14 protein-coding genes are annotated in these 14324 nt (G+C 73.8%); 4 read left to right on the forward strand and 10 right to left on the reverse strand.

What is annotated here, in order from left to right; genetic code table 11:
- Window positions 1–131 precede the first annotated feature (131 nt).
- The 5 genes from ACFXI4_RS12885 to ACFXI4_RS12905 form a co-directional block, all read right to left on the reverse strand.
- Window positions 132–557: an OsmC family protein gene (locus tag ACFXI4_RS12885; RefSeq protein ID WP_384989940.1), complete on the reverse strand. Its 426-nt coding sequence runs from the start codon at window positions 555–557 to the stop codon at window positions 132–134.
- Window positions 558–626: 69 nt separating this feature from the next.
- Window positions 627–2438, reverse strand: coding sequence for a hypothetical protein (locus ACFXI4_RS12890; protein ID WP_384989942.1), 1812 nt, complete (start codon window positions 2436–2438; stop codon window positions 627–629).
- On the reverse strand, window positions 2435–3496 hold the full coding sequence (locus ACFXI4_RS12895; RefSeq protein WP_362726814.1) for a MoxR family ATPase: 1062 nt from the start codon (window positions 3494–3496) through the stop codon (window positions 2435–2437). Before ACFXI4_RS12895 ends, ACFXI4_RS12890 begins: the two co-directional genes overlap by 4 nt.
- A 184-nt stretch (window positions 3497–3680) precedes the next feature.
- Window positions 3681–5681, reverse strand: coding sequence for an alkaline phosphatase family protein (locus tag ACFXI4_RS12900; RefSeq protein ID WP_362726820.1), 2001 nt, complete (start codon window positions 5679–5681; stop codon window positions 3681–3683).
- A 131-nt stretch (window positions 5682–5812) separates the two neighbouring features.
- Complete coding sequence (locus ACFXI4_RS12905) at window positions 5813–6244, reverse strand: hypothetical protein (RefSeq protein WP_384989944.1); 432 nt, start codon at window positions 6242–6244, stop codon at window positions 5813–5815.
- A 96-nt stretch (window positions 6245–6340) separates the two neighbouring features.
- Here ACFXI4_RS12905 and ACFXI4_RS12910 point away from each other — a divergent pair, with 96 nt between their 5' ends.
- Entirely contained in the window at window positions 6341–7114 is a 774-nt protein-coding gene (locus ACFXI4_RS12910) for an MBL fold metallo-hydrolase (protein ID WP_384989946.1), read from the forward strand.
- An 8-nt stretch (window positions 7115–7122) separates the two neighbouring features.
- Window positions 7123–7749 carry a DedA family protein gene (locus tag ACFXI4_RS12915; protein ID WP_384990046.1) on the forward strand — a complete coding sequence of 209 codons (627 nt, stop codon included), beginning with the start codon at window positions 7123–7125 and terminating at the stop codon, window positions 7747–7749.
- A gap of 26 nt (window positions 7750–7775) precedes the next feature.
- On the opposite strand, the gene ACFXI4_RS12920 is transcribed toward ACFXI4_RS12915, so the two are convergent.
- The 3 genes from ACFXI4_RS12920 to ACFXI4_RS12930 form a co-directional block, all read right to left on the reverse strand.
- Entirely contained in the window at window positions 7776–8933 is a 1158-nt protein-coding gene (locus tag ACFXI4_RS12920; protein WP_384989948.1) for an MBL fold metallo-hydrolase, read from the reverse strand.
- Window positions 8930–10210, reverse strand: coding sequence for an aminotransferase class I/II-fold pyridoxal phosphate-dependent enzyme (locus ACFXI4_RS12925; protein ID WP_384989950.1), 1281 nt, complete (start codon window positions 10208–10210; stop codon window positions 8930–8932). The genes ACFXI4_RS12920 and ACFXI4_RS12925 overlap by 4 nt, the downstream gene beginning before the upstream one ends.
- Before the next feature lie 114 nt (window positions 10211–10324).
- The gene (locus ACFXI4_RS12930) at window positions 10325–11071 is read right to left on the reverse strand and encodes a hypothetical protein (RefSeq protein WP_384989952.1); all 747 of its coding nucleotides are present in this window, start codon (window positions 11069–11071) and stop codon (window positions 10325–10327) included.
- 210 nt (window positions 11072–11281) lie between these two features.
- Here ACFXI4_RS12930 and ACFXI4_RS12935 point away from each other — a divergent pair, with 210 nt between their 5' ends.
- Window positions 11282–11662 carry a DUF2795 domain-containing protein gene (locus ACFXI4_RS12935; protein ID WP_384989953.1) on the forward strand — a complete coding sequence of 127 codons (381 nt, stop codon included), beginning with the start codon at window positions 11282–11284 and terminating at the stop codon, window positions 11660–11662.
- Between the two features lie 61 nt (window positions 11663–11723).
- Window positions 11724–12260 (forward strand): type 1 glutamine amidotransferase domain-containing protein, encoded by a 537-nt coding sequence (locus tag ACFXI4_RS12940; protein WP_384989954.1) that lies wholly within the window; start codon window positions 11724–11726, stop codon window positions 12258–12260.
- A 15-nt stretch (window positions 12261–12275) separates the two neighbouring features.
- Here ACFXI4_RS12940 and ACFXI4_RS12945 read toward each other — a convergent pair whose 3' ends face one another.
- The gene (locus ACFXI4_RS12945; RefSeq protein WP_384989955.1) at window positions 12276–12533 is read right to left on the reverse strand and encodes a DUF6158 family protein; all 258 of its coding nucleotides are present in this window, start codon (window positions 12531–12533) and stop codon (window positions 12276–12278) included.
- Window positions 12534–12615: 82 nt separating this feature from the next.
- On the reverse strand, window positions 12616–14235 hold the full coding sequence (locus ACFXI4_RS12950) for an ABC-F family ATP-binding cassette domain-containing protein (protein WP_384989957.1): 1620 nt from the start codon (window positions 14233–14235) through the stop codon (window positions 12616–12618).
- Window positions 14236–14324: the final 89 nt, after the last annotated feature.

The following is a 14324-nucleotide window of genomic DNA, read 5'->3' on the forward strand; positions in this document are numbered from 1 at the left end:
CCCCTTCCGCCCGGCCACTTCCCCGAATCCAGCACAAAACCAACAGCGAGCGGTTGTCAATGCCGGGTGCGCCGTGAACGACGAAGCCGCGCCCCGTGGCGGGGACGCGGCATCCGAAGGAGGAAGGACGGTCAGGCGAGCTTCGCGTCCAGGGTGATGGTGGTGCCGGCCAGGGCCTGGCTGACCGGGCAGTTCTTCTTGGCGCCCTCGGCGGCGGCCTCGAAACCGGCCTCGTCCAGGCCGGGCACCGTGCCCACGACGGTCAGGTGGATCCCGGTGATGCCCTCACCCGGCTGGAAGGAGACGTCGGCCTTGGTCTCCAGCCTGGTGGGCGGGGTGCCGGCGCCGGCCAGCGCGTGCGAGAGGGCCATGGAGAAGCAGCTGGAGTGGGCGGCCGCGATCAGCTCCTCGGGGCTGGTCTTGCCGTTGGACTCCTGGGAGCGCGAGGCCCACGTGACCGGCTGCTCGCCGATACCGGAGGAGTCGAAGCTGATGACACCGTTGCCCTCGAGGAGGTTGCCCTCCCACACGGTGTGCGCGATGCGCGTGACGGCCATGGTTGTTCCTTTCGGCGTACGAAGGCGAGTGAACCGGTTTCGCTCACTCCCATCCGATCACATCCCGGCTCACCGCACGCGGAAGACCGGCCCACGGGGGGTGAACGGCAGGCGACGGCCGTCGGGGACGAGGTAGGCGTGCTCGCGCCGCACCCGCAGCACGTCGCACCAGCCGTCGGTGATCACCAGCACCGGTGCGGCCGGCGGGAAGTCGTCCGCGCGCTGCAACAGGTCGATCCCGGGCTGCAGGACGGTGCCGCCGCGGCCGTGCACCCGTACCCTTCCGGCGATCTCGGTCGTCGGCAGGTACCCGGCGTCGTGCGGGGCGGCGTCGCAGAACACCACCCGGGCCGCCGGCACGTCACGGGCCTCGGCGTAGGAGGCGATCGCGCCGAGTGCCTTGCCGAGCAGGGTGCGGTCCATGGAACCGGAGGTGTCCAGGACCACGCCGAAGGTGCAGCGGGCGACCTCCTCGGGCGGGAACCAGCGGCCGGCACGCGGGATGTCCGGGGTGGACGACTGCCGGCGGGAGGGCCGCGCGTACGACCGTACGGCTTCCGGCCGGGGCACGAACTCGTCGAACCAGCGGGCCAGTCGGGCGTCCCAGGGCAGCGGCGGATGGCTCAGGGCGCGGATCTCCTCGACCAGGCCGCCGGGCAGGACCCCGCGCTCCTGCGCCCGGTGCAGGTCGAGACCCTGGCCGAGGCCCCGGCGGTAGAACTCGTCGAGGTCGACCGAGACGCCGGGCGGCCCGAGCGGCGCGCCCAGGACATCGCCGCGCCCCTTGCCGCGCAGGGTGGCCAGGCGCCGCATCCGGCGCAGGTCGACGGCGATCCGGTCGTACACCTCCTCCGCTGAGAGGTCCTTCAACTCGGGGTCGTGCAGCAGCCCTTCGGGCATGGTGCCGACGCGCATCTCGACCAGCCAGCCGTTGATGACGTAGTCGCAGGCGACGTTGAAGAGGTAGGGATCGCGGCCGCCGAGTCGGTCGCCGTGGCGCAGTGCCGCGTGCAGCATCTCGTGGGCGAGGACGAACCGCCACTCCTCGTCGTCCAGGGTGCGCAGCGGGTTGACGTAGATCTCGCCGGCCTCCGGGTTGACGGCGGCCACCGCGATGTCGTGGGCGCGGGCGAGTTCGGCGTCGGCGACCAGCTTGATGCCGGCCGCGATCCCGCCGAGCAGCGGATAGGAGGAGACGAACCAGATGAGCGCCCGTTCCCAGGGGCGCAGCGGGGTCGGCGGCCCGGTCATGGAGGCACGGCGGCCACCGGCCAGGTCCATTGCCCGGGACATGGTCCGGGTCAGCGCGTGCGCGAACGCGACCTGCCAGTCGGGGACCTGGCCGGCCCACTTGTTCCAGGTCAGGAGCAGCTGGTCGGGTTCGCCGCCGCTGGTGCCGCCACGCTCGTAGGCGGCCGGGACGCTGCCGACGCGGCGCCAGCCGGCGGCCAGCCGGTCCTCGTCGCCCTCCGGGTAGGACGCGGGCAGGTGGTCCGGTGCCTCGCCGACCGGGAAGGTGGCCAGGAAGCGGTTGACGACGGTGCAGCGGGCGGCGAGGTCGTACTGGTCGGGCTCGGTGCGTGTCCCGGTGGCGGCGGGCAGGTGACCGAAGCCGAGATGGATCGTGCAGTGGGCCAACGCCCAGGCCCACTCGGCCGGTTCGGCGCGTCTGGTGGCGTGGGCGTGCAGGACGCCGTCGGAGTCGGCCCGTACCAGCCCCTCGTGGGGCGCCAGTTCGCACTTCTCGTGTCGGCAGATGGTGAACTCGACCGCCCGCAGGGCCGGGTTGGCGCGCAGCAGCTCGACGCCGGCCGCGAAGTTCTCCGCGGCCGGGTCCTTCTTCGGTGCCTTCTTCTGGTCCTTGCGCCCGCTGGGGCTCATCGTCGGGCCTCCACCAGCCGGGGCATGTCCCGGGCGGCCTCGATCAGGAACCAGGAGGGCAGAACGGGGTTGCCTTCGGCGTCGGAGGCGATGACGGTCTGGGCGACCTCGACGGAGATCTCGGCGAGCTGCACGAGCAGCGACTTGGCGCGGTACGCGGTCTGCCGGCCGTTCGCCGACATGTGCTCCTTGGCGGCGGGCAGTTCCTTGACCAGCCGCCCGCGGAACGACTCGGCGAGGTAGTACAGCAGGTCGCGGTCCTCGATCCGGTGCGGCCAGCCGGCGTCGCCCCGGAGGATCGCCTCGATGCCGAACCGGCTGCGCACGATCTTGACGTAGCCGCAGAAGGCGGTCGCGTGGGCCGGGGTGAGCATGCCGTGCGCCAGGACCTTCAGGGTCTCCTCGTCGAGGTCGCGCCCGAAGGAGTGCAGGGCGTCGGAGAGCATGTGCCAGGAGCGCGGGGTGGAGAACGGCTCCTCGGTCTTCGGCGGCCTGGACCACAGGTGGTCGGTCCGGTCGGTGAGGTGGTCCAGGACCCACGGGTGGATGCCGTTGCCCGCGGCCCAGGCGAGCCAGTCGTGGGCCGAGGCCTCCAGGTGGACGTGGGCCAGCCGGTTGACGAGCGCGGAGGCGATGGGCCGGGCGAGGGCGTTGTCGGTGGCCCGGTTGCCGGCGCCGATGACGATCGACCCCTTCGGCAGCTCGTAACTGCCGATCCGGCGGTCGAGGATCAACGAGTAGAACGCCTTCTGCACATCGGGCGTGGCCGCGTTCAGCTCGTCGAGGAAGAGGCAGTACGGCTCGTCCCGGGCGATCGCCTCGGGCGGGCAGAAGACGGACCGGCCGTCCCGGATCTGCGGAACGCCGATGAGATCCTCCGGAGCGAGCTGGGTCCCGAGCAGGCTCACACACTCCAGCCCCAGCGACTCGGCGAACGCCCGCACCAGCGAGGACTTCCCGATCCCGGGCGCCCCCCAGATGAACACGGGCCGCACGGTGGCGAGACCGAGGAGCAGCTCGGGGATACGGGCGGGCGTGACGGCGACGGCAGCCTGCAAGAGGCGTCTCCTTGGGGGGTGTTCGAGAGGTTCGCGACTCGAACAGTGTGAGCCGGGGCCGAGCGGAACGCAGCCGATTTATCCGGGGCCGGGCTGAAGCGCCGCGCCAGGGACGCGGGGCTGTGCCGATATACGGCCCCGCCGCGTGGGCGCGAACAACCCCCACTGGCCCGCAGTGAACGGACTACGCGGCCGTCTCCTCGCCGGCGGGCACCGGCACCTGCGGCCCGTCCGCCTCCCGCAGCCACCGCCTCAGCACCCCGTGCACCGCCTCGGCCCCCACCAGCTCCTCGCCCTCCGCCACCGGTTGGGAGACGCAGACCGGCGACAACAAGAACGGCCTGCCCTGCGCTCCCCCCAGGCCCCCGTGCGACCCGATCTGCTCCTCGAAGGCGAGGACCTCGCCGCCCTCCGGGTCGTACCACGAGTTCACCATGATGTCGGCGGTGTGCGGGAAGGAGTGCGTCCGCCGCACCGCGTCCGCCGTGCCCGCTCCGAAGGCGGCCAGCGGACCCGGATGCCCGTCGAGCCGGTCCAGCGGTATCTCCGCGCCGTACGCCCCGAGCACCACCCCGCCGTGCTCCTCGCTGCGCACCAGCAGGAACCCGACACCGGGATGGTTGGCGAGGGTGGTGAGCAGCGCCGGGTACCGGGCGTCGATCTCCTCCTTGGTCATGCGGTGCGGCACGTCCGGGAAGGAGACCAGGCCGAGGTTGCCGGAGGCGAGAACGACCGGTTCGGAGCCCCGGGCCGGCCGGTGCTTCTCGCCGCCCTCCTCGACCGGCCTGCGCAGCGCCGCGCGGACGGCGGCCCGGGCCTCGGCCCCGCTGTGCGTCCGCTCGGCCCGGCGCGGCACGTGCAGTCCGCAGCCGGCCCGGACCAGGTCGCCGAGGGTGAGGCCGTACCGGGAGCGGAAGGTCTCGCCGGGGCTCTGCCCGTGGTCGGAGAGAACGACGATCCGGTAGGGCCGGGGCGCGTGCTCGGCGACCTTCCCGATCAGCGCGAGAGCCCGGTCCAGGCGTTGCAGCACCTTCTCGGCGTCGCGGCTGTGCGGGCCCGAGTGGTGGGCGACCTCGTCGTAGGCGACGAGGTCGGCGTAGACGGCGGTGCGGCCGGCGAGCAGGTCGCCCATGACCGCGGCGACGACGACATCGCGTTCGACGACGGTGGCGAAGGCGCGCACGAAGGGGTAGAGACCGCCGCGTCCGACGCGCGGCCGCTGCTTGCGCATCCGGGCCGTGACGGACTGGCCGATCTCACGGCCGGCCTCGGCGAAGAAGGAGAGCGCGGTGCGGACCGCGTTGGCCGGGTCGGAGAAGTAGGCGAAGTACCCGGCGCGGGAACGGTTCTCCCGTCCGCGGCGCCGGGTGGCTATGGACAGCACGAGGGCCTGTTCGTCGGCGCCGCCGCTGAAGAGGTTGCCGCGGCTGGCGCCGTCCAGGGTGAGCAGGCCCCCGTCGGCCGTGTGCTCGACGGCACGGCGCTGGAGTTCGGCGGCGCTGGTCGGCCGGTTGCAGACCATGACCTCCCGGCTGTCCTTCTCGTACCACCGGAAGGCCGGGACGTCGAAGGTGGAGCCGTGCAGGATGCCCAGCTGGCTGGCGCCGGTCTGGCTGGACCAGTCGGTGCGCCAGGGGGTGAGCCGGTGGGTGGAGTCCAGCCATCCCGCCGTCGTGGGCATCAGGCCCTTGGCGACGGCGGCGGTGAGGACGTCGTGGCCGACACCGTCGAACTGGAGGAAGAGGGTGCCGGGGGTGGCCGCGCAGGGCGGGCGGGAACCGCGGCGCCGGGTGGCCAGCCGGGAGAGCCGGCTGCGGTAGGCGTCGTCGTCGCGGACGGCGAGGGCACCGCCGGTCGCGGAGGCGACGGCGGACATCACGGCGGCCACGATGACGGCGGTCTCCGGGGCGGCCTCGCTCTGCCCCGAGGGGTTGATGCGCAGGGCGACCAGCAGGAGGGAGCCGTTGAGGAAGAAGACCAGCAGGCCGAGGACGAGGGCGGGCACCAGCAGCAGGAGACGTACGAGAAGGGGCCATACGACGGCCGACAGCACACCGAAGGCACCGGCGCCGAGGGCCGCGGTCACCGCGATGCGGGTGGCGCTGTCACCGTCGGCGGACTGGAGCTGGAAGTCGGGCAGGATCCCGGCGAGGACCAGCATGGTCAGGGTGGACACCGCCCACACCACGACGCTCCGCCCGATCTGACTGACGACCCGCCGCCACCGCACGCCCCACCGACCTCACGTCCGCGACCCGCCCCGGCAGCGGGTCTGCTGCCGCCAACCCTGTCACACGGCCGTGGGCGCGAGCGGGCTCACCTCCCGTCGTACCCTGCCGTCGGCATCGACAGTCGCCGGTGGACCCGCGCCTTCATCTGGGCGTCGTAGCAGGGCTCGGCCCGCCCCACCGTCTCCACCCGCACCCCGCGTCTCGCGCATTCCGCCGTGAAGTCCTCGACCGAGGACAGCGCGCTCTCCAGCACCCGTCTGCTCGGCGCGACGAAGACGTCGAGGCCTGGCCGGACGCCCGCCCACAGGGCGCTGTGGTCGTGGCGCAGCCCCCGGACCAGCAGTTCCCGCGCGATGACGTACCCGTGTTCCACGGCCCAGCGCGCGCACATGGCGTGCTGGCTGCGGGAGTCGACCAGGAAGGGGTCGATCTCCAGTTCCTCCAGGGGCGTCAGACTCGCGATGGCGGTCACCCGCACCGGCGCGAGCCCGCCCCGGGCACCCCGCGCCTGTCCCATGGCGTCCCCCCTCACCTCCGGCCTCACCTCCGGGTTTCGCCGCCGACCCTACTCCTGCACGTAGGCTTCGGGGAGTCGCGCGAAGGAGGCAAAGAGGTGCCGGTGGAGATCACCTGGTGGGGTCACGCCACCTGCACGATCGAGGATTCGGGCGTACGCCTGCTCACCGATCCTCTGTTCGCGCGCCGGCTCGCGCACCTGCGCCGCCGCCGGGGTGCCCCGCCGCCGCCCGAGGCCCGTCGTGCGGACCTCGCGCTCGTCTCCCACCTGCACGCCGACCACCTGCACGTGCCCTCGCTGACCGGGCTCGCCCCGGGCACGCGCCTGCTCGTGCCCCGGGGCGCACCACGCGCGGTGCCCGCGCTCCGCCGGCTCCGGCAGCTGCGGATCACCGAGGTCGGCGTCGGGGACGAGATATCCGTCGGCCCGCTGGTCGTACGCGTCGTGCCCGCACGTCACGACGGGCGCCGGCTGCCGGTCGGCCCGCACCGCTCCCCCGCCCTCGGATATGTCGTCGAGGGCGCGGCACGGACGTACTTCGCCGGGGACACCGGGCTGTTCGACGAGATGGCCGAGGCGGTCGGTCCGGTGGACGTGGCCCTGCTGCCGGTCGGCGGCTGGGGGCCCCACCTCGGGGAGGGGCATCTCGACGCCGGACGGGCGGCGCGGGCGCTGGCCCTGCTGGAGCCGCGCAGTGCGGTGCCGGTGCACTACGGGACGTACTGGCCGATCGGTATGGACGGGGTGCGCCCGCACGAGTTCCACGCGCCGGGCGACGAGTTCGTTCGCCTCGCGGCGGAGTACGCGCCACGGGTGGCGGTGCACAAGCTCGGTCACGGGGAGGGCGTGCGACTGGAGGCCGCACGGTGAGACTGCTGATGGTGGTGACCGCCGCCGGTGCCACGGCGGCCACCTCGTCGACCGAGTCCGCGCAGCAGGCGATCGGCTATCCGACGCTGTTCCTGCTGGTCCTGATCGGGGCGCTGGTGCCGGTGGTGCCGACGGGGGCGCTGGTGAGCTCGGCGGCGGTGGTGGCCTTTCACCAGACGGCGCCCTTCGCGCTGGCACTGGTGCTGGTGACGGCGTCGCTGGCCGCCTTCCTCGGGGATGCCGCGCTGTACTGGCTGGGGCGGCGCGGGATGAGGTCGAAGAACGGGTCGCGATGGCTGGCGGCGATCCGGTCGCGGGCACCGGAGGACCGGCTGGAGCAGGCGCAGGCGAAGTTGTCCGAGCACGGCGTGCTGGTGCTGGTGCTGTCGCGCCTGGTGCCGGCCGGGCGGATACCGGTGATGCTGGCGTGTCTGCTGGCGGAGTGGCCGCTGCGGCGGTTCGCGCGGGGCAACGCGCCGGCCTGTGTGGCCTGGGCGGCGACCTATCAGCTGATCGGGATCCTGGGCGGGTCGTTGTTCCCGGAGCCGTGGGAGGGGGTTGTGCTGGCGGTCGCGCTGACCGTGATCATCAGTGTGGCTCCGAGTCTGTGGCGGCGGGTCCGGCCCGCCGCGTGACGGTGCGCGCGGGGCGCAGGTGCACCTCAGTCAAGGGCGCGTTCGACCGGAGTCCGTTCGAGCACCCTCGACCCTCCTACCGGCAGGTCCCACAGGTCCTCCCGGTCCAGGCCCGCCTTCTCCCAGGCCGCCCGCACCCGCGTCAGCGGCTCGAGGACCGGCTCCGCGGAGAGGATGAAGGTGCCCCAGTGCATGGGGGCCATCCGTCTCGCCCCCAGGTCCTCCGTCGCCCGGACCGCCTCCTCCGGATCCAGGTGGACGTCGCTCAGCCACCAGCGGGGGTCGTAGGCGCCGATGGGCATCAGGGCCAGGTCGATACCGGGGTAGCGGCCGCCGATGCGGGAGAACCAGTGGCCGTAGCCGGTGTCGCCGGCGAAGTAGACGCGCTGCCCGTCGGCCGCGGTGAGGACCCAGCCGCCCCAGAGGCTGTGGCAGGTGTCGGTGAGCGTGCGCTTGGACCAGTGGTGCGCGGGGACGAAGTCGAAGCGGACACCGGACAGTTCGGCCGCCTCCCACCAGTCCAGCTCGGTGACGGTCGTGAAGCGGCGGCGCCGGAACCAGCGGCCCAGGCCGGCCGGTGCGAACACGGGGGTGTCGCGCGGGAGGCGACGCAGGGTGGGGGCGTCCAGGTGGTCGTAGTGGTTGTGGCTGATGACGACCGCGTCGACCCGCGGCAGGGTCTCCCAGGCGACGCCGACCGGGGTGACCCGGGCCGGGGTGCCGATGATGCGGCGGGACCAGACGGGGTCGGTGAGGACGGTCAGGCCGCCGATCCGCACGACCCAACTGGCGTGTCCCGCCCAGGTGACGGCGACCGTGCCGGCGTCGGCGCGGGGCGGCGGCCCCGGCTCGTACGGCAGCCGGGGGATGTCCGCGAGACCCTCGCGACCGGGGCGGACCGAGCCCTCACGGGCGAACCGGGCCATGGCCTTGAGGCCGGGCAGGGGTGCGGTCAGACGGTCGTGGAAGGTCCGCGGCCAGAAACGGAGTTCGCCCAGCGGGCGGGGTTCGGCGAGCGACGGGAGCGCGGGCGGGCAGGGGGTCGGTGCCGGGGCGGTGGCGGCGTCGTCCCGGGCCGTGGTGGCGGGCGTCGTGACCGTGGCCGTGGATGCGGTCGTCGTGGGGGCGGTCGTCGTGGGGGCGGTCGTCGTGGCGGACCCTGACTCATGCGTCTGCTGCGTCATCGAGGAGGCTCCCATCGCTGAGCGTCGTCGCGGAGTTCGTCGAGTACCGATCTCAAGGACATCAACGCACGTTGCACGTGTGGCAGTTCCAACGGTGCGGGGGACGTGAGGCATTCCAGCCGTTCCGCGTCGGTGCCGCCCAGCAGTGGCCCGGTGGCGAGCCGGACCCGCAGCGCCTGCAGGTCGTCGCCGAAACGGTGGCCGCCGGGCGCGGGCCTGCCGAGCCGGGCGGTGAGGAAGTCCTCCAACTCCTGTGCGTCGCCCACCCCCTGGACACCGAGCGCGGCGCGCAGGGGTTCCAGGTCGGCGTACAGGTGCCGGCCGGCCTGCGGGGGCCGGGCCACGCCGCCGCCGTCGACCACCGTGGCGTGCAGGGCGGCGGCCACCCGCGCGTGCAGGCGTACGACGGCTTTCCGACGGGTGGTGACGGGCTCGGGCTCGCCGAGTGCGTAGGCGGCCGCGACCGCGACCGGTCCGGCGAGCCGGGCGCCGAGCGCGGTGAGGACGTCGAGCACGCGCGCGTGCAGGGCACTGCCGGTGTCGCCCTCGGGGAACCGGGCGACGGCGGCGGGCCAGCCGGCCGGCAGCAGGGCGCCGGCCAGGTCGGTGACGACGGTGACCCGGTCCGGGACCATCTCGGCGGGGCTGAGGAGCACGGTGGCGTGCGGGGCGTGCAGGGTGTCGCGCCAGGTCTCGTCGCTGACCAGGTGGAGTCCCTCGCCGGTGGCCGCCTCGACGGTCGCGTGCAGCAGTTCGGGCGGTGCGACGGTGGCGGTCGGGTCGTCGGCGACGGAGAGCACCAGGAGCCGGGGGTCGCCGCCCTCGTCCCGGACCCGGCGCACGGTCTCCAGCAACGCGTAGGGGTCGGGCACTCCCCCGGACTCGGCGGGGGTGGCCACGTGGAAGGCGGGCCGGCCGAGAAGCCGGGCGTACGGGGCCCACCAGGCGGCGCAGGGACGCGGCACCAGGACGTCGCCGCCGAGCGCGGCGGTGAGGGCCAGCAAAAGCGCGGGGGCGCCGGGTCCGGCGGTCGCCCACGCGGGCGTGGTGGGCAGCCCGCGGCGCTCCCAGTAGCCGCGGGCCGCGTCGAGCAGTGCCGGCCCGCCGCCGACGGGTTCCTCCCCGCCACGGCTCGCGGCGGCGGCCAGCGCGGCGGAGAGTTCGGGCAGGACGGGCAGCCCGTCGTCGGGCAGCGGCGGCCCGTACCGTACGGGTCCGTGGCCCCGCGCGGGCGTGTCCCGGGCCGGCCTCCGGCCCTCGGGATCCGTCCGCCGCATGTCCGCCTCCGCGCAGTCCGTGGTGCCGTGTGCCGTCCGGGCCGGGCCGTGCTCCTCGTCGGGTGGCCCGTACGGTGCCGGAGCGGTCGCCCCGGGTACCCGCCGGCGGCCGTCTCATCCGTCCGCGCGTGACCTCACGCCGGACAGCCGGTACACCGCGCCGGCGCCCGCGGCCGCGATCAGCACGGCGCCCGCGACCAGTGCGGGAACCGAGTCCGTGAAGGTGCCGCCCGCCCCGGCCTCCACCCCGTGCTCCACCGTCGGCGCGTCGTCGGCGCAGTGGCCGGAGCCGGAGGAACGCGAGGAACGGGAGGAATCGGAGGAGGCGCACTCGCGCCCGCCGCCCACGTCACCACGAGAACCCGTGGCGTCGTCACCGCGCCCGCCCGTACCCGTGTCACCCCGCCCGCCCGTACCCGTGTCACCCCGCCCGCCCGTACCCGTGTCACCGCGGGCAGCCGTGCCGTCGTCCTCGCCCCGTGCGCCCGCGCCGCTGTCGCCCCAGGGCACGGTGGAGTCGTCGCCGCGCGGGGCCACCGCGCCGTCGTCGCCGCGCGGGGCCACCGCGCCGTCGTCGAGGCGGGATGCCGTGCCGTCATCCCCCAGGGAGACCGCGCCGTCCTCACCGGCCACCACGGGGCCGTTTCCGTGGGGCACCCCGCCTTCCTCCCCCTGGACCGCCCCGCCGTCGGCCGGACAGTTCGCCCCGGCGGGCCCGCAGGTCCCGGAGACGGTGGTCCCGGGCCACGCCACGCCGGGGCTGGGCTCGGCGGCGGGGCCGGCCGCGGAGGCCGTACCGGCGAGGCCGAACGCGGCACCCGCCAGGACGGTGACGGACAGGGCGCGAGCGGTACGGCGCATGGGGTGGCTCCTCGGAACTTACGACTCCGGGGACACGCGGCTGGTGCCCCCGCAGCCATCACAGCCCGCGACACGCGGGGCCGCGCGCGGCCGACCCCCATTCGCGCGACACGCCGACTCGTTCGGGTGACGGCTCGGGCCGAGTCCGGCGTGTCGGCCCGTTGCCCTCGGGTACGCGTCCGGCGCACCCCGAGCCACCTGGAGGGAGACATGCAGCGAGGCAGCGACCGGCTGAGTGTTCACCGGGACGACGAGATGAAGCACGAACTGCGGGGCCTGCTCAGGTCCCGGCATCCGACCCGCACCGAGGAATGGAGCGACCCGGAGCCGCCCGCCGAGGACGACCCGGAGATGTACCGCGCCCCGATGCTGCCGTGGGGCAGCGAGCGGCCGTCACCGGCGAGCCTGCGGCTGGAACTGGCCCGCTCCCTGACCCGCCACGACTTCCCGGCGCAGCCGAGCGAGCTGGTGCGGGTGCTGCGCCGGGGCGACGCCCCCGACGCCCTGGTCCACCGGGTGTCCCGGTTGCCGCGTTCGACGCGCTACCGCAACCTGCTGGAGCTGGCCGAGGCCGTGGCCGGCGGGGAGTGAACCGCGACACCGGGCGGGAAGTCGACAGAGCGACAGAGCGACAGAGCAAGGAGCGAACATCATGCGTATCGCGTTTCTGACCGCGCCCGAGGGCGTCGAGCAGGTGGAGCTGACCGAGCCGTGGAAGGCGGTCTCCGACGCCGGGCACGAGCCGGTGCTCGTGTCGACGGAGCCGGGGCGGGTCCAGGGCTTCGACCACCTCGACAAGGCGGACACGTTCCCCGTGGACGAGGTGGTCAAGGACACCTCGGCTGACTCGTTCGGGGCGCTGGTGCTGCCCGGCGGGGTCGCCAACCCGGACATCCTGCGGACGGACGACAGGGCCGTGGCGTTCGTGAAGGGTTTCTTCGAGGCGGGCAGGCCGGTCGCCGCGATCTGTCACGCGCCCTGGACGCTCGTCGAGGCCGGAGTCGTGCGCGGCCGGACCCTGACCTCGTGGCCGAGCCTGCGGACCGACATCGGCAATGCCGGCGGCACCTGGGTCGACGAGCAGGTCCAGGTCTGCGCGGCCGGTCCGAACACGCTGGTCACCAGCCGTAAGCCGGACGACCTCAAGGCGTTCTGCGAGGCCCTCCTCACCGCGGTCGGCAAGGCCTGAGGCCGAGGAGGCGGGTCAGCTCGCGGAGGCGCGCGGTGACGTCGTCTCCGCGCAGTTGCGCTCCCGGGCGCCCTCGCGGGTGCGGCCGGCGGCGACGATGCGGCGCGGGTTGCGGCGCAGGTACTCGCCCTCCAGCTGGGCCATGCGCTCGTTGTGGGCGCGCAGTGCGTCGTTGGAGCCGTGCAGCAGCGTGTCGTGGCGCGTCCGGTGGATGGTCTCCAGCTCCTTCATGAGCTGCTGGTCGTCCAGTCGGCTGGGGTCGACTCCGGTCATGGTGGTACCCCGCTCGTCGTGTCCGTACCGGCGGTCCGGATCCCTGCCTCCACTGTACGAAGGTCCGGGCCGCCGGGCCTGTCTAGCGGGCGCGCTCCACCCGGCGCTCGTCCCAGACCGGCTCCGGGGTCTCCCGGACCCGGCCGTCGGTACCGAAGACCAGGTAGCGGTCGAAGGCACGGGCGAACCAGCGGTCGTGGGTCACGGCGAGCACCGTGCCCTCGAAGGCCTCCAGCCCCTCCTGGAGGGCTTCCGCGGACTCCAGGTCGAGGTTGTCGGTCGGCTCGTCGAGCAACAGCGCCGTCACACCCTCCAGCTCCAGCAGGAGGATCTGGAACCGGGCCTGCTGGCCGCCGGAGAGCCGCTCGAAGGTCTGTTCGGCCTGGTGGGTCAGCTCGTAGCGGCGCAACCGGGACATCGCGGCGCCGCGGTCCTGGGAGTGTTCCGTCCACAGGATGTCGAGGAGGGTACGGCCCTGCAGCTCGGGGTGGGCATGGGTCTGGGCGAAGTGCCCGGGCACCACCCGCGCACCCAGCTTCCACTGACCGGTGTGCGCCACCTCCTCCCCGGCCAGCAGCCGCAGGAAGTGCGACTTGCCGGAGCCGTTGGAGCCGAGGACGGCGACCCGTTCGCCGTAGAAGACCTCCAGGTCGAAGGGTTTCATCAGGCCGGTGAGTTCGAGGCCCGCGCAGGTCACGGCCCGCACGCCGGTACGGCCGCCGCGCAGCCGCATCCTGATGTCCTGGTCGCGCGGCGGCTCCGGAGGCGGCCCGGCCTCCTCGAACTTGCGCAGCCGGGTCTGTGCCGCCGCGTACCGGGACGCCATCTCATGGGAGACGGCGGCCGCCTGACGGAGGTTCAGCACCAGCTTCTTCAGCTGGGCGTGCTTCTCGTCCCAGCGGCGGCGCAGTTCCTCGAAGCGGGCGAAGCGTTCGCGCCGGGCGTCGTGGTAGGTGGCGAAGCCGCCGCCGTGCACCCAGGCGTCGGCGCCGGTCGGCGAGGGTTCCACGGAGACGATCTTCTCGGCGGCGCGGGCGAGGAGTTCCCGGTCGTGGGAGACGAACAGGACCGTCTTACGGGTCTCCCCCAGCTGTGCCTCCAGCCAGCGCTTGCCGGGGACGTCGAGGTAGTTGTCCGGCTCGTCGAGCAGCAGCACCTCGTCGGTGCCGCGGAACAGGGCCTCGAGGACCAGCCGCTTCTGCTCGCCGCCGGAGAGGGTGCGCACCTGCCGGAACTGGGCCTTGTCGTAGGGCACGCCGAGCGCGGCCATCGTGCACATGTCCCAGAGCGTCTCGTGCTCGTAGCCGCGCACCTCGGCCCAGTCGGCCAGTGCCTGCGCATAGCGGAGCTGGGCGGCTTCGTCGTCGACGGTCATGATGCCGTGCTCGGCCCGGTCCACGGCACACGCGGCGTCCCGGATGCCGGGGGGTGCCACCGAGACCAGCAGGTCACGCACGGTGGTCTCGTCGCGTACGGAGCCCACGAACTGGCGCATCACGCCGAGGCCGCCGCTCACGGTCACGGTGCCGCCGTGCGGCTTCAGCTCGCCGGAGATCAGCCGCAGCAGGGTGGTCTTGCCGGCGCCGTTGGGTCCGACGAGGGCGACCGCGGCACCCTCGCCGACCCGGAAGGAGACATCGCCGAGCAGCGCCCTCCCGTCGGGGAGGTAGTACTCGAGGTGCGCGGCTTCCAGATGTCCCATGGTCAGGGATTCTGCGCGGCGCCCCTGGCCGGGGGCAAACCGTTATCTGTGCGACGTCCTCGTCAGCGGGCGCGGCAACCCCCACCGGG

Source organism: Streptomyces sp. NPDC059224 (assembly GCF_042754285.1).
Taxonomy (GTDB): Bacteria; Actinomycetota; Actinomycetes; order Streptomycetales; family Streptomycetaceae; genus Streptomyces.

Excerpts from the sequence above, each read along its gene's own strand:
- ACFXI4_RS12885 (WP_384989940.1), bottom strand. The coding sequence starts at position 557 with ATGGCCGTCACGCGCATCGCGCACACCGTGTGGGAGGGCAACCTCCTC.
- ACFXI4_RS12890 (WP_384989942.1), bottom strand. The coding sequence starts at position 2,438 with ATGAGCCCCAGCGGGCGCAAGGACCAGAAGAAGGCACCGAAGAAGGAC.
- ACFXI4_RS12905 (WP_384989944.1), bottom strand. The coding sequence starts at position 6,244 with ATGGGACAGGCGCGGGGTGCCCGGGGCGGGCTCGCGCCGGTGCGGGTG.
- ACFXI4_RS12915 (WP_384990046.1), top strand. The coding sequence starts at position 7,123 with ATGGTGGTGACCGCCGCCGGTGCCACGGCGGCCACCTCGTCGACCGAG.
- ACFXI4_RS12920 (WP_384989948.1), bottom strand. The coding sequence starts at position 8,933 with ATGACGCAGCAGACGCATGAGTCAGGGTCCGCCACGACGACCGCCCCC.
- ACFXI4_RS12925 (WP_384989950.1), bottom strand. The coding sequence starts at position 10,210 with ATGCGGCGGACGGATCCCGAGGGCCGGAGGCCGGCCCGGGACACGCCC.
- ACFXI4_RS12930 (WP_384989952.1), bottom strand. The coding sequence starts at position 11,071 with ATGCGCCGTACCGCTCGCGCCCTGTCCGTCACCGTCCTGGCGGGTGCC.
- ACFXI4_RS12935 (WP_384989953.1), top strand. The coding sequence starts at position 11,282 with ATGCAGCGAGGCAGCGACCGGCTGAGTGTTCACCGGGACGACGAGATG.
- ACFXI4_RS12940 (WP_384989954.1), top strand. The coding sequence starts at position 11,724 with ATGCGTATCGCGTTTCTGACCGCGCCCGAGGGCGTCGAGCAGGTGGAG.
- ACFXI4_RS12945 (WP_384989955.1), bottom strand. The coding sequence starts at position 12,533 with ATGACCGGAGTCGACCCCAGCCGACTGGACGACCAGCAGCTCATGAAG.
- ACFXI4_RS12950 (WP_384989957.1), bottom strand. The coding sequence starts at position 14,235 with ATGGGACATCTGGAAGCCGCGCACCTCGAGTACTACCTCCCCGACGGG.